Annotated in this window: 15 protein-coding genes and 1 pseudogene; 10 read left to right on the top strand and 6 right to left on the bottom strand. The window is 46.7% G+C overall.

Annotated elements, in window-relative coordinates:
- Nucleotides 1-280 precede the first annotated feature (280 nt).
- The gene (locus FC47_RS09460; protein WP_128513425.1) at nucleotides 281-598 is read left to right on the top strand and encodes a MarR family winged helix-turn-helix transcriptional regulator; all 318 of its coding nucleotides are present in this window, start codon (nucleotides 281-283) and stop codon (nucleotides 596-598) included.
- Here FC47_RS09460 and FC47_RS09455 read toward each other — a convergent pair.
- The 3 genes and pseudogenes from FC47_RS09455 to FC47_RS09445 all read right to left on the bottom strand — a co-directional run bounded on the left by FC47_RS09455 (nucleotide 587) and on the right by FC47_RS09445 (nucleotide 2,855).
- Nucleotides 587-1,415 (bottom strand): annotated as a pseudogene (locus FC47_RS09455) (alpha/beta fold hydrolase). The gene FC47_RS09460 and the pseudogene FC47_RS09455 overlap by 12 nt on opposite strands.
- Before the next feature lie 14 nt (nucleotides 1,416-1,429).
- Nucleotides 1,430-2,428, bottom strand: a complete 999-nt coding sequence (locus FC47_RS09450) for an NADP-dependent oxidoreductase (RefSeq protein WP_006500182.1) — start codon at nucleotides 2,426-2,428, stop codon at nucleotides 1,430-1,432.
- A complete protein-coding gene (locus FC47_RS09445) occupies nucleotides 2,409-2,855 on the bottom strand; it encodes an Rrf2 family transcriptional regulator (RefSeq protein WP_006500181.1) in 447 nt (148 codons plus the stop codon). Before FC47_RS09445 ends, FC47_RS09450 begins: the two co-directional genes overlap by 20 nt.
- Nucleotides 2,856-3,181: 326 nt before the next feature.
- Between FC47_RS09445 and FC47_RS09440 the strand changes: the two genes are divergently transcribed.
- On the top strand, nucleotides 3,182-3,616 hold the full coding sequence (locus tag FC47_RS09440) for a hypothetical protein (protein ID WP_056968728.1): 435 nt from the start codon (nucleotides 3,182-3,184) through the stop codon (nucleotides 3,614-3,616).
- A 157-nt stretch (nucleotides 3,617-3,773) separates the two neighbouring features.
- Here FC47_RS09440 and proC read toward each other — a convergent pair whose 3' ends face one another.
- Together proC and FC47_RS09430 are read right to left on the bottom strand one after the other, a co-directional pair.
- Nucleotides 3,774-4,547: a pyrroline-5-carboxylate reductase gene (gene proC / locus FC47_RS09435; protein WP_006500179.1), complete on the bottom strand. Its 774-nt coding sequence runs from the start codon at nucleotides 4,545-4,547 to the stop codon at nucleotides 3,774-3,776.
- Nucleotides 4,548-4,593: 46 nt separating this feature from the next.
- Nucleotides 4,594-5,304, bottom strand: a complete 711-nt coding sequence (locus FC47_RS09430) for a MucBP domain-containing protein (protein WP_006500178.1) — start codon at nucleotides 5,302-5,304, stop codon at nucleotides 4,594-4,596.
- A gap of 162 nt (nucleotides 5,305-5,466) precedes the next feature.
- On the opposite strand from FC47_RS09430, the gene FC47_RS09425 reads away from it, so the two are divergent.
- Nucleotides 5,467-6,069 (top strand): ECF transporter S component, encoded by a 603-nt coding sequence (locus FC47_RS09425; protein ID WP_039945899.1) that lies wholly within the window; start codon nucleotides 5,467-5,469, stop codon nucleotides 6,067-6,069.
- 76 nt (nucleotides 6,070-6,145) lie between these two features.
- Here FC47_RS09425 and FC47_RS09420 read toward each other — a convergent pair whose 3' ends face one another.
- A complete protein-coding gene (locus FC47_RS09420) occupies nucleotides 6,146-8,401 on the bottom strand; it encodes an ATP-dependent Clp protease ATP-binding subunit (RefSeq protein WP_048345819.1) in 2,256 nt (751 codons plus the stop codon).
- Nucleotides 8,402-8,682: 281 nt separating this feature from the next.
- On the opposite strand from FC47_RS09420, the gene FC47_RS09415 reads away from it, so the two are divergent.
- The 7 genes from FC47_RS09415 to FC47_RS09385 all read left to right on the top strand — a co-directional run bounded on the left by FC47_RS09415 (nucleotide 8,683) and on the right by FC47_RS09385 (nucleotide 14,750).
- Complete coding sequence (locus FC47_RS09415) at nucleotides 8,683-8,871, top strand: hypothetical protein (RefSeq protein WP_006500175.1); 189 nt, start codon at nucleotides 8,683-8,685, stop codon at nucleotides 8,869-8,871.
- Nucleotides 8,872-9,001: 130 nt separating this feature from the next.
- Nucleotides 9,002-9,268, top strand: a complete 267-nt coding sequence (locus FC47_RS09410) for a phosphocarrier protein HPr (protein ID WP_033935213.1) — start codon at nucleotides 9,002-9,004, stop codon at nucleotides 9,266-9,268.
- A gap of 1 nt (nucleotide 9,269) precedes the next feature.
- Nucleotides 9,270-11,003 carry a phosphoenolpyruvate--protein phosphotransferase gene (gene ptsP, locus FC47_RS09405; RefSeq protein ID WP_006500173.1) on the top strand — a complete coding sequence of 578 codons (1,734 nt, stop codon included), beginning with the start codon at nucleotides 9,270-9,272 and terminating at the stop codon, nucleotides 11,001-11,003.
- A 161-nt stretch (nucleotides 11,004-11,164) separates the two neighbouring features.
- Entirely contained in the window at nucleotides 11,165-12,373 is a 1,209-nt protein-coding gene (locus tag FC47_RS09400) for a glycosyltransferase family 4 protein (protein ID WP_048345820.1), read from the top strand.
- A gap of 2 nt (nucleotides 12,374-12,375) precedes the next feature.
- Nucleotides 12,376-13,398 (top strand): glycosyltransferase family 4 protein, encoded by a 1,023-nt coding sequence (locus FC47_RS09395; protein WP_056968727.1) that lies wholly within the window; start codon nucleotides 12,376-12,378, stop codon nucleotides 13,396-13,398.
- A 4-nt stretch (nucleotides 13,399-13,402) separates the two neighbouring features.
- Nucleotides 13,403-14,422: a lysylphosphatidylglycerol synthase transmembrane domain-containing protein gene (locus tag FC47_RS09390; protein ID WP_056968726.1), complete on the top strand. Its 1,020-nt coding sequence runs from the start codon at nucleotides 13,403-13,405 to the stop codon at nucleotides 14,420-14,422.
- Between the two features lie 79 nt (nucleotides 14,423-14,501).
- Nucleotides 14,502-14,750, top strand: coding sequence for a DUF1797 family protein (locus FC47_RS09385; RefSeq protein WP_006500168.1), 249 nt, complete (start codon nucleotides 14,502-14,504; stop codon nucleotides 14,748-14,750).
- Nucleotides 14,751-15,142 lie beyond the last annotated feature (392 nt).

The raw sequence follows: 15,142 nt of genomic DNA, 5'->3' as shown, positions 1-15,142 counted from the left end.
ATTGCGCAAGGTCGAAAACCTAAGCGAGTGGTTAATCATCCCCAGATCCATGAGTCAAAATAGATAGCCGGCAGCTACCCGCTAAAATTACAGTTATCAATCTAAAACGCCATACTGACTTTGCGTCAGTGCGGCGTTTTTTGGTAAGGTCTTGGTAAAAGGAACGGTTTTTTATCGATGAAAAGAAAGGTGCCAATTAAGCAGTTAATGAAGCCTTGGAATTATCGTACGTCAAAAACAGGTGCAGCAGCTGGCAAAACACCGATTTTCCCATTCAGAAATGCGTCTCTTGTCTTATGTCAAAGCAGCTGGTTCTGAAGCGGCCTATCAACGGCTTACTAAGGACCTGGACATCTTACAGGGAATGATTTCACGCTATGTCAAACGTTTAGCTGAATTGGGACTTTTGGAACGCTATCATAAAGAAAATGATAAAAAGACCGTTTACCTAAGGCTGACGTCAACCGGCAGCATCGTTGCTGATATGCATAAGCAAATGCATGAAAAAGAGAATGAGCATTACGCGGCCATTCTAGCTGATCTGCCAGCGGAACATATTGCCAATGCGCTTGAAGTTTTAAAAAAATTAACCCTTTAAAAAACTAGAAATCTTCTCAGCGGCGGGGATGGCATACTGAAAAATTGAGCCATGGCCGGCATTCGGGAAAATCAAAAGTTCACTGTTCTTGATCAGTTCGTGCATTTGGTAGCTGTTGCTGGTGGGGACCATCGTATCATTGTCACTATTAATAATTAGGGTAGGCATGGTGATGCGACTCAAGTTATCTGCTGGAGCGGTTCCCCACTTTTTGATGGCGCGCAGCTGACGTCGAAAAGAAGCAATGGTAATTTTTTGATCAGCAAAATCAGGCGTTCTTTGCCTCAAACGGCTGAGGACTCGTTCAGCTTCTTTAGCGCCACGCTGGTCATGGGGATAAAAAATGTAGCGTTTGGGGTCAGTACGCATTGAAGAATGCTTTAATCATGGCAGTAAAGGTTACCAACGAGACACGATCAATTCCCTTGCCGCCACGCGGTCCTGTACCTACTAAAATCAAACGTTCTACCAGCTGAGGCGCTTGTTCAGCTACAGCTTGCGCAATCATCCCGCCCATTGACAGTCCCGGTAAATTGATTTTTTTAAAGCCGCGCAGCTCGATGAATTTAACTGCTTGATCAGCCATTGCCTCAATGGTTAATGGGACCTGTCCGCTGCTGGCGCCGACACCAGGCAGATCAATGACCACCAGGTGATTTTTAGCCGCTAGCTGATCGATAAAAAGCGGATCCCATTCATCAAGCGTTGCCGAAAGATGAGTCAGCATTACCAGCGGCAGACCAGTATTTTCCGTTCCTAATTCGCGATAGGCAATCTGATTGAGATATTGGTTATGAGTAGTTAAGTATGAAGTCATCTTTTTGCTCGCTCCTAAAAAGTAATGACGGTCTTACCCTTGGCATGGCCTTGGGCGACTTTTTGCAGGGCCGTGTTGAGTTCGCTGAATGGATAGACTTGCTCAACGACTGGATGCAGCGACTGCTTTTCAAAAATATCAGCGGCTTGTTGCAATTGTTTGCCATCCGCGTGGACAAAGATGAAGAAATATTTCTGCTGATGCTTGGCGGCCATTTTATCCAATCGACTGCCGGCCAGACCAAACAAAATCTTTTTAAAGAAGGGAAGCTGCATCCGCTTGGCGAAGTCGCCATTTGGCATGCCTTTTAATGAAACCAGGCTGCCTCCTTGCTTAAGGATCTGGAATTGTTTTGCCGTTTCCTGACCGCCCAGCGTATCAATAACATAATCAACGTCTTTTAACACTTTGACATAATCAGTCTGTCGATAATTGATAAACTCATCCGCGCCCAGCTTTAAGACCCGTTCAGCATTGCGACCGTTGCCATTGGTGATGACATACAGTCCCATCGCTTTCGCCAATGGAATGGCCATTCCGCCAAAACCACCAGTTCCCCCTGAAATAAAAATTCGCTTGCCAGGCTGCACGTTCAAAAGCTCAAAAGCCTGCATGGCGGTTAGAGCCGTCAGCGGAATAGCCGCAGCCTCCTCACTGGAAAGGTAGGCTGGGACCTTGGCAATTGCTTGACTGTCGATGGCCGCAAATTCCGCAAAGGCGCCGGGGTGATCAAGCGGCAGCCGGGCAAAGACGCGGTCGCCTTTTTGGAATCCTTTAACGTTGGCGCCCAAATCGATGATCTCACCAACAAGTTCATTACCAGCTACGATTGGCAGATGGTAAGGGATGATCAGTTTGACTTCGCCTTTGGTAATCATGTTGTCAACGGGATTGACCCCGGCAGCTAAAGACTTTACCAACACTTGATCAGCTGAGATGCTGGGCGTTGGCAGATTGCTAAATGACAAGTTGACGTCTTTTTTGTTGTATTGATTAAGAATGGCTGCTTTCATTTTTTTCCTCGCTTGCTTGTTGTTTAAGATTGTCGATAATGTTGCTGAGCGACTGTTGGGATAATTCATTAGCCAGATCAGCTTCGATATTTTGAAAAGCTGGACTTAACGCGCCTTGAATATACCGGCCAACCGGGCAGGCAGCGTTAGGATTTTGGTGAATATTGAAAAGGTGGACCTGTGAGGTTTCTTGAACGGCTAGATAGACGTCAAGCAGTGAAAGCTGGTTTGCGGGCTTGACGAGAAAATAGCCTGGTTTGCCTTGATGAGTCTCAATCAAGTTGTCATTTTTTAAGAGACTGATGATCTTGCGAATATAGCTGGCGTTGGTGCCGACACTGATGGCCAGATCCTTGGAAGAAAGCGTACGGTCAGATTCGGCAATCATCACCAGAATATGTAAGGCAACGGAAAATTTGGTATCCATGGTTTCCTCCTTTTTGTACTTGTATTTAATACAAATACAAGATTGCTAAAAAGTTTTTCGACAGTCAACAATTATGCTGTTGCTGAGCAGCGTCTTTACCAAAATGGAACGTTTTTGGCTGACGAAATAGAAAAATACGGTTGTCTGCTTTGCCAATTCAATGTAATAAGGTGTTTAAGGAGCCTTTCCAAGATAGCCAGTAAATGTTCTAGGTAATGTTAATGACTTAGATCAGCAATCTTTTCAAAGTTTTTTGGCAGCCGGTCTTTATGGTCAGCCGTCAATGTTAAGATAAGCTTAAGAAGTTAAAAAGGAGTTGATCAATTATGCCATGGCTTAAATTAAATGCTGGTAGTATTGTATTTGATATAAATATGAAAGACTGCGATGCAACCGAATTAATCCAACTCAAAATCAAAGGTGCAGGCATTAATATCAACCAAAAAAATCGGGAAGTGCCTAAAGAAGAAATGATCTACTTGGCATGCGCATTGAAAAAATGTCTTGCCCAAACCAACTATCACTGGCAGTATGGCGATTCGGTCAATGGTCAATATGGCATTTTTCTGGAAAGTGAGGAAGGCGATAAGTATGGTGAATTTATTTACTACCTGGAAGCTCACTCGGCCAGCCGTGTCGTAATTGATTTTAATGAGCAAAATATGCGCTTTTTAATGGAATATATTGAAATGGTACTAGGCAAGATTGATTTTGATGGCGAGCTTGCCCAACAGCTGTATGCCAATGGCAAGTTATATTAGCTTATTCATCAGCCGAGCGATTGAAATGTACCAAATCAAGCGTCTGAGTCATGATGCCCAATCAAAAACCCCCGACCAGCGTTAAGCTGAGCGGGGGGCGAATACCAGGAAAGGCGACTAGTTAATTCGGATGGCACCGGTCTGAAAAACTTGCCAGTTAATCTTCATCGCTGGCCTGGTCGACGGCATCAATCACGCCATAGCGGAAACCGTGCTTTTCCAAGGCAGCCAGACCGCGAATCGTAGTACCAGCAGGGGATGCCACTTGATCGCGCAAAGTAGCTGGCGACTGGTGCGTTTCATAGGCCAAGGCACCAGAGCCCTTTACCATGCTGGCGATCAGGCGGTAGGCAGTTTGCCGATTCAAGCCATGCTTGACGGCGGCATCACTCATGGCATCCATAAAGACGTCGACAAAGGCGGGACCGCAGCCACCAATTACGCCTACGATATCCAGTTGTTCTTCAGAAACCAATACCACGTCGCCCAGATCATTAAGCAATTGAACGATGGTATCCTTAACGGGCTTATCAAACTTAGGATCCAGCGACAAACCAATCGTACCGGCATTTACGGAAACTGGTGTATTTGGAATCATCGTGGCTACTGGATTGTTAACCAGTGCTGCTTGCAGGTCGGCACGCTTAATACCGGCTGCTGCAGAAATGACGATCGTATGCGGATCCAAGGCTTGCAGCTGTTCAGCTACGGCAACCGTAACAGGGGCCGGTGTTGTTAGGATTACAACGTCAGGCTGCAGATCAATCAGACTCTTTGGATCAAAAACCAGCTTAAATTTATACTCGTGCGCCAATTTTTCAACGCGGGGATTTTGTGGATTCATGGCAATCAGATCGTACTTGGTCAAATTGTTCAAACCTTGCATAATGGCGCCGCCCATGCTGCCGACGCCGACGATAGCAACTTTCATACTAATGCTTCCTTTCTATTCTATCGATATCATTTTAATTATATGACTATTGAATCAAATTAACGTAGGAGCCGTTGATAAAGCCCAGATCCTTGGCCTGATACCAAACGACACCATTATTGTCATTAAGTTTGCCGATGATGTCTAAGCGTTCGCCATCAATGACCTTGCCGATGCTTTGTCCATAAGGCTGATCGTAGACGTCCAGTTTCTTTCCCTGTACGTAGTCAACAACGGCCTTGAGATGATTCAGCGGCAAAATTGCCAGCTGAGTGCCAGGTTTTGGCGCCAGGGAATCGTCACTGGGCAGCTCTTTGAAGTCTTTCATGGTATTGCTGTCGTATTTCAGCCAGCGATCGGCATTGACCTCGTACCAGAACTCGCCTTTTTGAGTGGCAATGCGCTGAAACGTCTTGACGAAAATTCCGCCAGGCAGCGGCGTATCGACTGGCATGCCATCGACGTCGTCAAACAGCTGTGTTGGTGTCGACAGTTTTAGATACATAGCCACGTTTTGAACCTCGCCCCATGAATTGCGGCGATAGTACAGGTGAACGCTGTGTGGCTGCATATCAAAGCTGCCGTTCAATTGACCATCAGCTTTGATGAATCGGTAGTTGGGAAACTTCAATTCGACAATGTTAAAAGGCGTACCAACAAAGCCCCGCAAAAGTTGCGGCACTCTTAAATTAGCACCAGTATCGATATCGGTATAGTAGACCCAGATTGGGTTTCCGGTTTTAAATGAATCAGCCATAAAAATCGCTCCATAACTCTAAACGCTTGTTAATCACATTATAACGCTTTCGAACGCTAAAAGGTCTTGAATTATCGAGCAAAATTACTAATTCGCGTCTAAAATTCAAAGCATGTTATAATTGACTGGATATTTAGGCATAGTGCGAGAAAGGGGATATCAATGACAAGTGCTTCGGTGAGAACAAAACGCTTAACGGCTCAGACACTGCTGTTGGCGATTTTGATACTGCAGGATTTTATTCCAGCGTTAGGGAACATCCCAATTGGTCCATTGTCGCTGACGACGCTGCAGATTACGGTAATGATTGGCGCGGTAGTCATGGGGCCAAACACGGGAATGCTTTTGGGCGGTACCTGGGGCGTGATTACCTGGCTTAGGGCCTTCTTTTATCCCAGCAGTCCACTGGCGCCGCTGATCTTTACCAATCCGCTGATCGCGATCGTTCCACGGCTGCTGGTCGGTTTGGTGGCTGGCTATCTGTTCTTGTGGCTGCGCAAGGTGATGAAACAGCGCTGGGCATTGACGATCGTGGGGGCGGCCGGTGCTATGACCAATACGCTGCTGGTTTTGGGCGGTATCTATTTGTTCGCGCATACGCCAGCAGTTGCTAAGGGCTACCATACCGATGTTGCTCATTTAGGGACGGTCTTGGGGACGGTTTTGGCAACGAATGGCCTGGCAGAAATGGTTTTGTCAATGATTCTGGTGCCGGCAATCGCTATTCCACTGCTGCGCTATACGCATTTCAATGATCAAAAATAGACAAAAAGGCGCGACTGCCAGGCTCATAAGCTTGACAGCGCGCCTTTTATATTCAGACTAAACAGACTTTTTTGAGTTACTCAGCGTCGGAATCGTCTTTGGCTGCATCGGTTACGCTGGGAGTCTGCGTGTTGGTTGGAACTGGCGTATCAGCGGCCACGACTTCGATCTTGCCGTCGCCATCGAGCTTGGCAGCCAGCTTGTTGACTTGATCGTGATCCAAAACGTAATCAGCGATGCGGTCTTCAATCTGTTCTTCAATGACCCGGCGTAATGGACGTGCCCCCATCTTAGGATCGTAGCCCAGATCAACCAGTTTTTCTTTAACGTCGGTTGGGACTTCGATGTGCAGGTTCTTGTCAGCCAGCATGGCATTGACGTCATCAAGCATCAGTGAAACGATCTTCATCAAATCAGGCTTGGTTAATGGGTTGAACTGAACGATGGCATCGAAACGGTTCAAGAATTCAGGTTTGAAGTAATCGGTCAGCTTGTCGATAATCGAGTGCGTTGCGCCGCTTGCTTCTGGGCCAAAACCGATCGAAGCCTCGGAGTCGCCAGTACCGGCATTGGAAGTCATGATGATGATGGTGTCCTTAAATGAAACCGTGCGTCCCTGCGAGTCAGTTAAGCGGCCATCGTCCAGAATCTGCAGGAACATGTGCATTACGTCAGGGTGCGCTTTTTCAACCTCATCCAGCAGAATCAGGCTGTAAGGGTGACGTCGAACCTGTTCCGTCAGTTGACCAGCTTCTTCGTAGCCGACATAGCCTGGGGCAGCCCCAATCAGCTTGGAAGTCGAGGTCTTATCCATGTATTCGGACATATCGAATCGAATCATGGCGTCTTTGGAACCAAACAGCAGTTTAGCCAGCTGCTTAGCCATTTCAGTCTTACCAACCCCCGTCGGCCCCACGAACAAGAAACTGCCGATTGGGCGGCCAGACTTGTTAAGCCCGATCCGATTACGCCGAATTGCCCGAGCAACCTTGTCAACGGCCTCGTTTTGACCAATCACGTGCTTTTCGAGCTGCTTGTCGAGATCACGCAGCTTGTTTTCTTCTTGTTTTTGCAAGTCGCCAACCGGGATGTGCGTCTTTTCTTCGACGATCTTTTCCATGTCTTGAACGGTTACAGTTGCGGCTTGATCAGTATGATTTTCTTCGGCATCCTGCTTAGCCTTGGTCAGCTTGGAAACTTGATCGCGGTAGTAGGCGGCCTTTTCATAATCTTGGCTTTCAACGGCTTGCTGCTTGTGAGCCTCGGCCGTGTGAATCTGATTTTCGATCGTTGCCGGGTCGGCGGTCTTCAAGGTCAGGTTCTTGCGGGATCCCGCTTCGTCCAGCAGGTCAATCGCCTTGTCGGGCAGGAATCGATCCTGAATGTAGCGATCCGACAGTTTAGCCGCGGCTTGGATGGCATCATCGGTGTACTTGACGTGGTGGAAGTCTTCATAGCGGCCCTTGATACCGTTTAAAATTTTGATCGTTTCTTCAACGGATGGCTCATTGACCTCAACTGGCTGGAACCGCCGAGCCAACGCCGCGTCCTTTTCAATCTTGCGGTATTCGTTCATGGTCGTGGCGCCAATCAGCTGCAGATCGCCACGGGCCAGGGCCGGCTTTAAGATGTTGCCTGCGTCCATGCCGCCTTCAGCATTGCCGGCACCCATGATTTCGTGAATCTCATCAATAAACAGGATGATGTTCTTATTCTTCTGAACTTCCTTCATTAACTGCTGCATCCGCTGTTCGAACTGACCACGAATGCCAGTTCCTTGAACCAGGGAAACAACGTCTAAGCGGATGATTTCTTTAGAAGCGATCTTTTCCGGAACCTGACCAGAAACGATTGCCTGGGCAAGACCTTCAACGACTGCAGTTTTACCAACCCCGGCTTCACCGATCAAAACTGGGTTGTTCTTAGTCCGCCGATTGAGAATCTCGATTACACGCGCGATCTCATCGTCACGACCGATTACGGGATCGATCTTGCCTTGGCGGGCCAGGTCGGTCATGTTGACGCCGTATTGCCCCAACAGACCTTTGTTACGCTTGCCGCCGCCATTGCTGCTGGATTGAGCATTAAAGTTGGCGCTGCCTTGGTTGTTGGCGTCTTGGCTCTGCATGTTGTTCATGGCATTCATAAAGTCTTCGAGACTGCCGAAGCCAAAGTTGTTGTTCATTCCATTACCCCCATTCATCAGGTTCATTTGTGCCTGTTGCATGTTTTGGTAGCAGTTTTGGCACAGGTCAATCTGCATGCGTTGACCGTTAAAATTCATTTGTAGGTGAATCGTTGCGGGATTTTGATGGCATACTTGACAAAGCATTTATTTTTACCCCCTCAGAAGTCAAAAATATATTTGACCTTTTTTGACCATAATGCAATTATACTTACTTTTAGTAATATATCAAGCAGTTTATTCGATAAAAGTCAAATTAATCAATGCTTGATACAATGCGCTTTATCAACAAAGGTCAAAAAGCAGATAAACTTTCTACCTTTGATTTTAGCACTGGTTGAATTAGAATGCTAAAAACCCCGCCATTTAAAAAAATCCGTTATAATATAAATAGGTGAAGAGCAATCAAGAAAAGAGGTGGGAAATTCGTGGCTGCCAAAGATTACCGTCAACTACTTGAAGATCTGCGCGCCGGTAAGATTGAGGAATTTGTCGTGACGCCCGCAGAATTTATGGACTTCCAACCGATTTATCATGATTATGAGTATCGAACCCAGATTGAAGGGAAAGCCGAACGGGGCGGAGAATTGCACTATCATTTGATAAAACGAGATTAAATCCGCATTTTGGCGTCATTTGCCAAGAAATCGTCTTGTATTTACCGCTTACAATTGCTACAATGGTGATATTGAAAGCGTTGGTTGCCAATTGCCAATGCCCAACAAAGCCTTAAGGAGAATGATTACAATGGAAAAACGCGATTTTACGATTACTGCTGAAACTGGTATCCACGCTCGTCCAGCTACGATTCTGGTACAAACTGCATCCAAGTACACTTCTGACGTATCTCTGTCATACAACGGCAAGAGCGTTAACTTGAAGTCCATCATGGGTGTTATGAGCCTGGGTGTTGGTCAAAACGCTAACGTTACGATTACTGCAGAAGGCGATGACGAAAAGGAAGCTATCGAAGCCATCGCTGAAACGATGAAGAAAGAAGGCTTGGCGGACTAATATGTCAAGACAGCTCAATGGCATCGCGGCTGGCGGTGGGATTGCCATCGCGCCGGCCTATTTGCTGGGAGTTCCTGACCTATCCGTTAAGCAGCAACATACCGATAATGTGAATCATGAAGTCGCCCGGCTTCATGATTCTTTTGCTATTACGGCCAATGAGCTGCGGGAGATTTGTCAGCGAGCCCATGCTCAACTCAACAAACAGGCGGCGGTGGTCGTCGATATGCAGCTGCAGCTGGTGCTGGCTGATGATTTTCAACAGACCATTGAGCACCAGATCGTTGCCAATAAATATACGGCGGGCTATGCGGTCAAAAAAGAAACCGATCGCTGGCTGGCCGAAAATGCATCTTCTGAACAGGGCCTGCATCAAAGAAGAATCGCCATGCAGGACCTTTTTAAGCGTTTAATGAGTCATATCTTGGGGATCGAGCTGCCGGATCCAAGCCGGCTCAAACATCAGGCGATTATCGTCGCTCACAGCCTGACGCCGACCGATATTGCCCGCTTTGACCGGCGCTATGTCGTAGGCATCGTCTCTGATCTGGGCGGCAGCACCTCGCATTTTTCCATCATGACCAAAGAAAAGGCGATTCCAGGCGTGGTTGGTACCAAAACGGCGACCCGTGAGATTCTGGATGGCACCTCGCTGATCGTTGACGGTATTCATGGCCGCGTTTTGCTGAGTCCAACGCCGGCTGAGATCGATGAATACGAGAAAAAAGCTGGCGACTATGCGCGGGAAATGGAGTCGCTCGGTGTTTTGAAGCATCAGCGAACCGTCAGTGCCGATGGTCGTCATTTCGAGATCGGTGCCAATCTGTTTATGCCCGATGAGATAGAAAGTGCCAAAAACAGTGGCGCGGAAGGAATTGGCCTGATGCGCAGCGAGGCTTTGTTTATGGGACGCGATACGCTGCCAAGCGAAGAAGAGCAGTTTTTGGCCTATAAAAAAATCGTCGCCGATATGACGCCAGAACGCGTGATTATCCGCACGCTGGATATTGGCGGCGATAAACCAATCGCAGCCATCCAGACGCCGACAGAAGACAATCCATTTTTGGGGATGCGCTCATTGCGTTTTTCACTGGCGCACCCAGAAATTATGCGACCGCAGATGCGAGCCCTGCTTAGAGCATCGGTTTATGGCCGCTTGGCAGTCATGTTTCCGATGGTCAGCACGCTGGATGAGTTTTTGGCGGCACGCAAGGTATTAGAAGAAGAACGTCAAAAGCTGCAGGCGAAAGGAATCGGCTGCGCGAATCAGATTGAGGTCGGCATGATGGTTGAAGTCCCAGCCGCCGTGGAAATGGCTGATCAACTGGCACAGTATGCCGACTTTTTCAGTATTGGCTCCAATGATCTGACGCAGTATATGTTCGCGGCCGATCGCGGCAACAGCCAAGTCGCGCATCTTTACCAAACGCTGCATCCAGCCGTCTTGAGAGCCATTAAGCATACGGTTGACGCGGCGCATGCAGAAGGCAAATGGGTCGGCATCTGTGGTGAGATGGCCAATAACTCGCTGGCCACGCCGCTTCTTTTAGGAATGGGCATCGATGAGTTTTCGATGAACAGTACCAGTATTCTGCCGATTCGCTCACTGATTGGCGAACTGCACGTGCGGCAGCTGCAGCCATTGGTTCACCAGGCGATGAATGCTCGCAATGCCAAAGAAGTGCGCCAGATGATCATTGGTCGCGTTCCGGTCTTAAAAAACTTCAATTTCTAAAATTTAATCAAGGTCGCTTCAAATGTCTTGAAGCGACTTTTTTGTAGGGTTAAAATCAGTTATCTGATGATGAAGAATCAGTTAAAATGAAAAGTGCTGAATCTGAATCGTAATTGACCGTTCGCCGTTATTGGCGATTGAAAATTAAAGGGGATCGCATTGTGAATATTGGGTTGTTTACAGATACTTATTTTCCACAAGTCAGTGGCGTTGCGACGTCGATCAAGACTTTGCGTGATGAATTGACTGAACAGGGGCATCACGTTTACATCTTCACTACGACCGATCCAGCTGCCAAGCATGATGAGCCGGAAAATGGCATCTATCGCTTTCCCAGCGTTCCGTTTGTATCGTTTACCGATCGGCGCATTGCCGTGCGTGGCTGGGTAAGGGCTTTGAGACTGGCCCGTAAGCTGCAGCTGGATATCGTTCATAACCAGACCGAGTTTTCCTTAGGGATGATGGGCAAGATGGTGGCCAAGGAGATGAACATTCCGTGCCTGCATACGTACCATACAATGTATCAGGACTATCTGCACTATATTGCCAATGGTCATATCATCAAGCCGCATGATGTTGCCAGATTAGCGCATCTGTACCTAAAAAACATGACGGGGATCATTGCGCCTAGTGAACGAGTATTGGATACGCTGCAGGCATATGACGTGACTTCACCGATCAGGATTATTCCAACCGGGGTTAATCTGCGCGTGTACTCAAAGCCAGACACGCCTGCACAAAAACATGAGCTGCGGCAAAAACTGGGTTATGAAGATAATGTGCCGGTATTGCTGTCGCTTAGTCGCCTGGCTTATGAAAAAAACATTCAGGCCCTGATTGAAGCGCTGCCGGATATTTTGCAGCATCGTCCTGACGCGCAGCTTTTGATCGTTGGTGATGGTCCAGCCAGAGAAACCTTGGAGCGGCAGGTTGTTAAGATGGGTCTTAGCGATTACGTTCAGTTTACCGGCGAGATTAAAAATGAGGACGTTCATCACTTTTATCAAATGGCCGATGTCTTTGTCTCAGCATCGGACTCGGAATCACAGGGGCTGACCTATGATGAGGCATTGGCATCCAACTTGCCGATTGTCGTGATGCGCAGTGAATATACCGACGAGCTGATTGATGATCCAGCTATTGGAATGAGTTTTCAAAAGCGCGGCGATCTGGTCAAGGGCGTTTTGTACTACCTTGATCATCCCGACACGCAGGAAACGATTGCCAAGCGTCAGCAAAAGCTTCATGATATTTCCTCAGAAGTCTTTGGCCAGCGCGTGATGGACTTTTATCTGGAATGTCAGCAGCGCCTGCAAGATGAGCAGGACGAAAAGAAACGACAGCATCATCTTTTTGGTAAACGAGGTTGAGCATGTTAAAAATAACTATGTATTCTTCAGCGGATAAAGTAGCTGGTCAAGGGGTGGGCAGTGCTTATCTGGAGCTGATGCATCTGTTGAAAACAAATTTTAAAGACGAGTTTGATATCGCGGTTAATCAGTACCGAACCAGTGATATCAGCCACTATCACACGATTGACCTGCCATTTTGGTTTTCCACTTTTTCAAAGAAACGCGGGCGTAAAATCGGCTACGTGCACTTTTTGCCAGAGACTTTAGAAGGCAGCCTCAAGATTCCGCAGCCTTTTCGCGGGATCTTTTATCGCTATGTGATTGCTTTTTATAAACGCATGGATCATTTGGTAGTGGTCAACCCATCGTTTATCGATCAGCTCGTTGCCTATGGGATTCCACGGAGCAAGATTACCTATATTCCTAACTTTGTCGATGATGCCAAGTTTCATCCCGTTGACGAACTTGAAAAAAGAAGACTGAAAACTAAATGGGGGATCGCTCAGCAACGGTTTGTCGTGGTGGGCAGTGGCCAGATTCAAGAGCGCAAGGGCGTTTTTGATTTTATCCAATTAGCCGAGCAGAATCCTGACGTTCAGTTTATCTGGGCGGGCGGTTTTTCATTTGGGCGGATTACGGATGGCTACGCGGCGCTTAAAAAGATTGTTGACAATCCGCCGGCAAACCTTAAATTTCCAGGAATCGTCAGTCGCCAAGAGATTGCTGAGCTGGATAACATTGCCGATCTGTTTTTACTGCCGTCTTATAACGAGCTGTTTCCGATGTCGGTTTTAGAGGCTTTTAGCTGTGGAACACCGGTCATGCTGCGTGATCTGGATCTTTATCATTCAATTATTCAAGGATATTACGAGCCAGCCAAAGATGTTGATGAAATGCAGCAAAAGCTTGATTGGCTGCAGAAGACACCGGCTCGTTTGGCTGAGCTTAAAATGGCGGCGCATACCGCATCGCGTCAATATTCCAAGTCGCACCTTGCCAAAGTCTGGCATCAATTCTATCTGGAGCAGGCAAAGGAGGGCTAGGTAAATGTCGCGAAAAAATTGGGTTATTTTTGTTTTGATGCTGGCATGCGGAATCGGTATTTTTGCTTATTCGCTGCGTGACATAAAACTGTCTTCGATTATCGTGGATTTAGTGCATCTAAACTGGGGCTGGTTTGGGGCAGCCTTGTTGTGCATCTGCCTGTATTTGTTTTTGGAAGCCGTGGTTGTTAAGATTTTTATGAATGATCGTCATGACGGCTTTACCTGGAAGGATGCAATCCGGATTCCGTTGGTTGAGCAATTGGGGAATGGTCTAACGCCTTTTTCAACTGGCGGGCAGCCGGCACAGCTGTTGGCAATGATGCAGGCGGGCGTTGATGCTGGTCAGGCCAGTTCGGTGCTGTTGATGAAGTTTGTCGTTTTTCAGTCGATGATCGTGATCAACTTCATCATCAGTCTTTTGGTCGGTTTCCACTATATTGCTGCTAAAATGCACGTTTTGTCGCTGCTGGTTCTCTTTGGATTTTTGGTTCATCTTAGCGTCATCATCGGCTTGCTGTTGGTGATGTATTGGTACAATTTCACTAAAAAAGCGGCTAACATCATGATTCGTCCTGCTCATTGGTTTATGAAGCCTGATAAGTACGAAAAGATGCAGGCAACGCTGAATGAAAAAATCGATACGTTCTATCAAGAAAGCCTAAAGATCAAAAGTGAATACGGCAAAATGGCTAAAGTCAGTTTAATTACCCTGCTGCAGCTGGGATTTTATTATCTGATTCCTTATTTCATCATGTTGTCGCTGGGTATCGATGGCTTGAACGTGCTGATGGTAGTCAGTCTAAACGTTTTGATCTTTATGGTAATCTCGCTGTTTCCGATTCCTGGTGGGACAGGGGGAGCAGAATACAGCTTTTCGGTGCTGTTCTCAAGCTTTATTGCCTCAGGAAGCAAATTGGTGCTGGCGATGCTGCTCTGGCGGATTCTGACCTACTACTTTGGGATGTTTGCCGGGATGTTTGCCTTAATGATCAAGCCAGATCGAGTGCATGAACCTGATTAATAACGATATAATAGATATAGTGCAGAACCTGGTCGTTTGGATTGGGTTCTTTTATTTTAGTAGTTAGTGAGGCTAGATCATGATTCATTCAGAACTGCAGCGGATTTTGCGTCGTTTGGATGCAATGGCAGAAGATACGCATGGGGATCTTCAGCAGCGTACTTTTTCTGCTTATGGCATTCAAGTCTGTACGGTAACGTATCGACAAAGCACCGGTGAGTTTACTTTAGAGCAGTTTCAGCCGGCTGCTCAGCTGACTTTTGACAGCTTGGATCTAACGGCAATCGAAGTCTATCGCTGTTTGTATGAGTTTAAGAATTCTTTTTGAGTGTCACTCGAATGTTAAAATGTAGTTTAATTTATAACCATCGAGTTTCTTGTTTGGTTAAAACTGTTACGGATGAGTTTGTTCGTCATTTTGAAATTACCAGAAAAACTTTTAAAATATAGTTGACGATTAGCCACAATCTCGGTATAGTAGTTATCGTTGTCGATGAGGCAGACGCTGATGACAGTCAGATTTGCTTCTAACAGTTATTAACGACTTTAAAAATGTTGTTGACAGCTATATGACTTCGTGATATATTATTCTAGTCGCTTGTTTAAAACGTTTGAAAAAAGAATTAAAAAAGTTCTTGACAAATAACTAACAAGTGTTAAAATAATAAACGTTGTAACTGATCGATTAAATCGGTTGCATGGTAGACCTTTGAAAACTGA

Origin of the sequence: Limosilactobacillus mucosae DSM 13345, assembly GCF_001436025.1 — a bacterium.
Lineage (GTDB): Bacteria > Bacillota > Bacilli > Lactobacillales > Lactobacillaceae > Limosilactobacillus > Limosilactobacillus mucosae.
The sequence above is the reverse complement of the archived record's forward strand: the minus strand, read 5'-3'. Positions and strand labels throughout refer to the sequence as shown.

Excerpts from the sequence above, each read along its gene's own strand:
- FC47_RS09445 (WP_006500181.1), bottom strand. The coding sequence starts at position 2,855 with ATGGATACCAAATTTTCCGTTGCCTTACATATTCTGGTGATGATTGCC.
- FC47_RS09390 (WP_056968726.1), top strand. The coding sequence starts at position 13,403 with ATGTCGCGAAAAAATTGGGTTATTTTTGTTTTGATGCTGGCATGCGGA.
- FC47_RS09430 (WP_006500178.1), bottom strand. The coding sequence starts at position 5,304 with ATGGCTGATTCATTTAAAACCGGAAACCCAATCTGGGTCTACTATACC.
- FC47_RS09395 (WP_056968727.1), top strand. The coding sequence starts at position 12,376 with ATGTTAAAAATAACTATGTATTCTTCAGCGGATAAAGTAGCTGGTCAA.
- FC47_RS09385 (WP_006500168.1), top strand. The coding sequence starts at position 14,502 with ATGATTCATTCAGAACTGCAGCGGATTTTGCGTCGTTTGGATGCAATG.
- FC47_RS09440 (WP_056968728.1), top strand. The coding sequence starts at position 3,182 with ATGCCATGGCTTAAATTAAATGCTGGTAGTATTGTATTTGATATAAAT.
- FC47_RS09450 (WP_006500182.1), bottom strand. The coding sequence starts at position 2,428 with ATGAAAGCAGCCATTCTTAATCAATACAACAAAAAAGACGTCAACTTG.
- proC (WP_006500179.1), bottom strand. The coding sequence starts at position 4,547 with ATGAAAGTTGCTATCGTCGGCGTCGGCAGCATGGGCGGCGCCATTATG.
- ptsP (WP_006500173.1), top strand. The coding sequence starts at position 9,270 with ATGTCAAGACAGCTCAATGGCATCGCGGCTGGCGGTGGGATTGCCATC.
- FC47_RS09425 (WP_039945899.1), top strand. The coding sequence starts at position 5,467 with ATGACAAGTGCTTCGGTGAGAACAAAACGCTTAACGGCTCAGACACTG.
- FC47_RS09420 (WP_048345819.1), bottom strand. The coding sequence starts at position 8,401 with ATGCTTTGTCAAGTATGCCATCAAAATCCCGCAACGATTCACCTACAA.
- FC47_RS09460 (WP_128513425.1), top strand. The coding sequence starts at position 281 with ATGCGTCTCTTGTCTTATGTCAAAGCAGCTGGTTCTGAAGCGGCCTAT.
- FC47_RS09410 (WP_033935213.1), top strand. The coding sequence starts at position 9,002 with ATGGAAAAACGCGATTTTACGATTACTGCTGAAACTGGTATCCACGCT.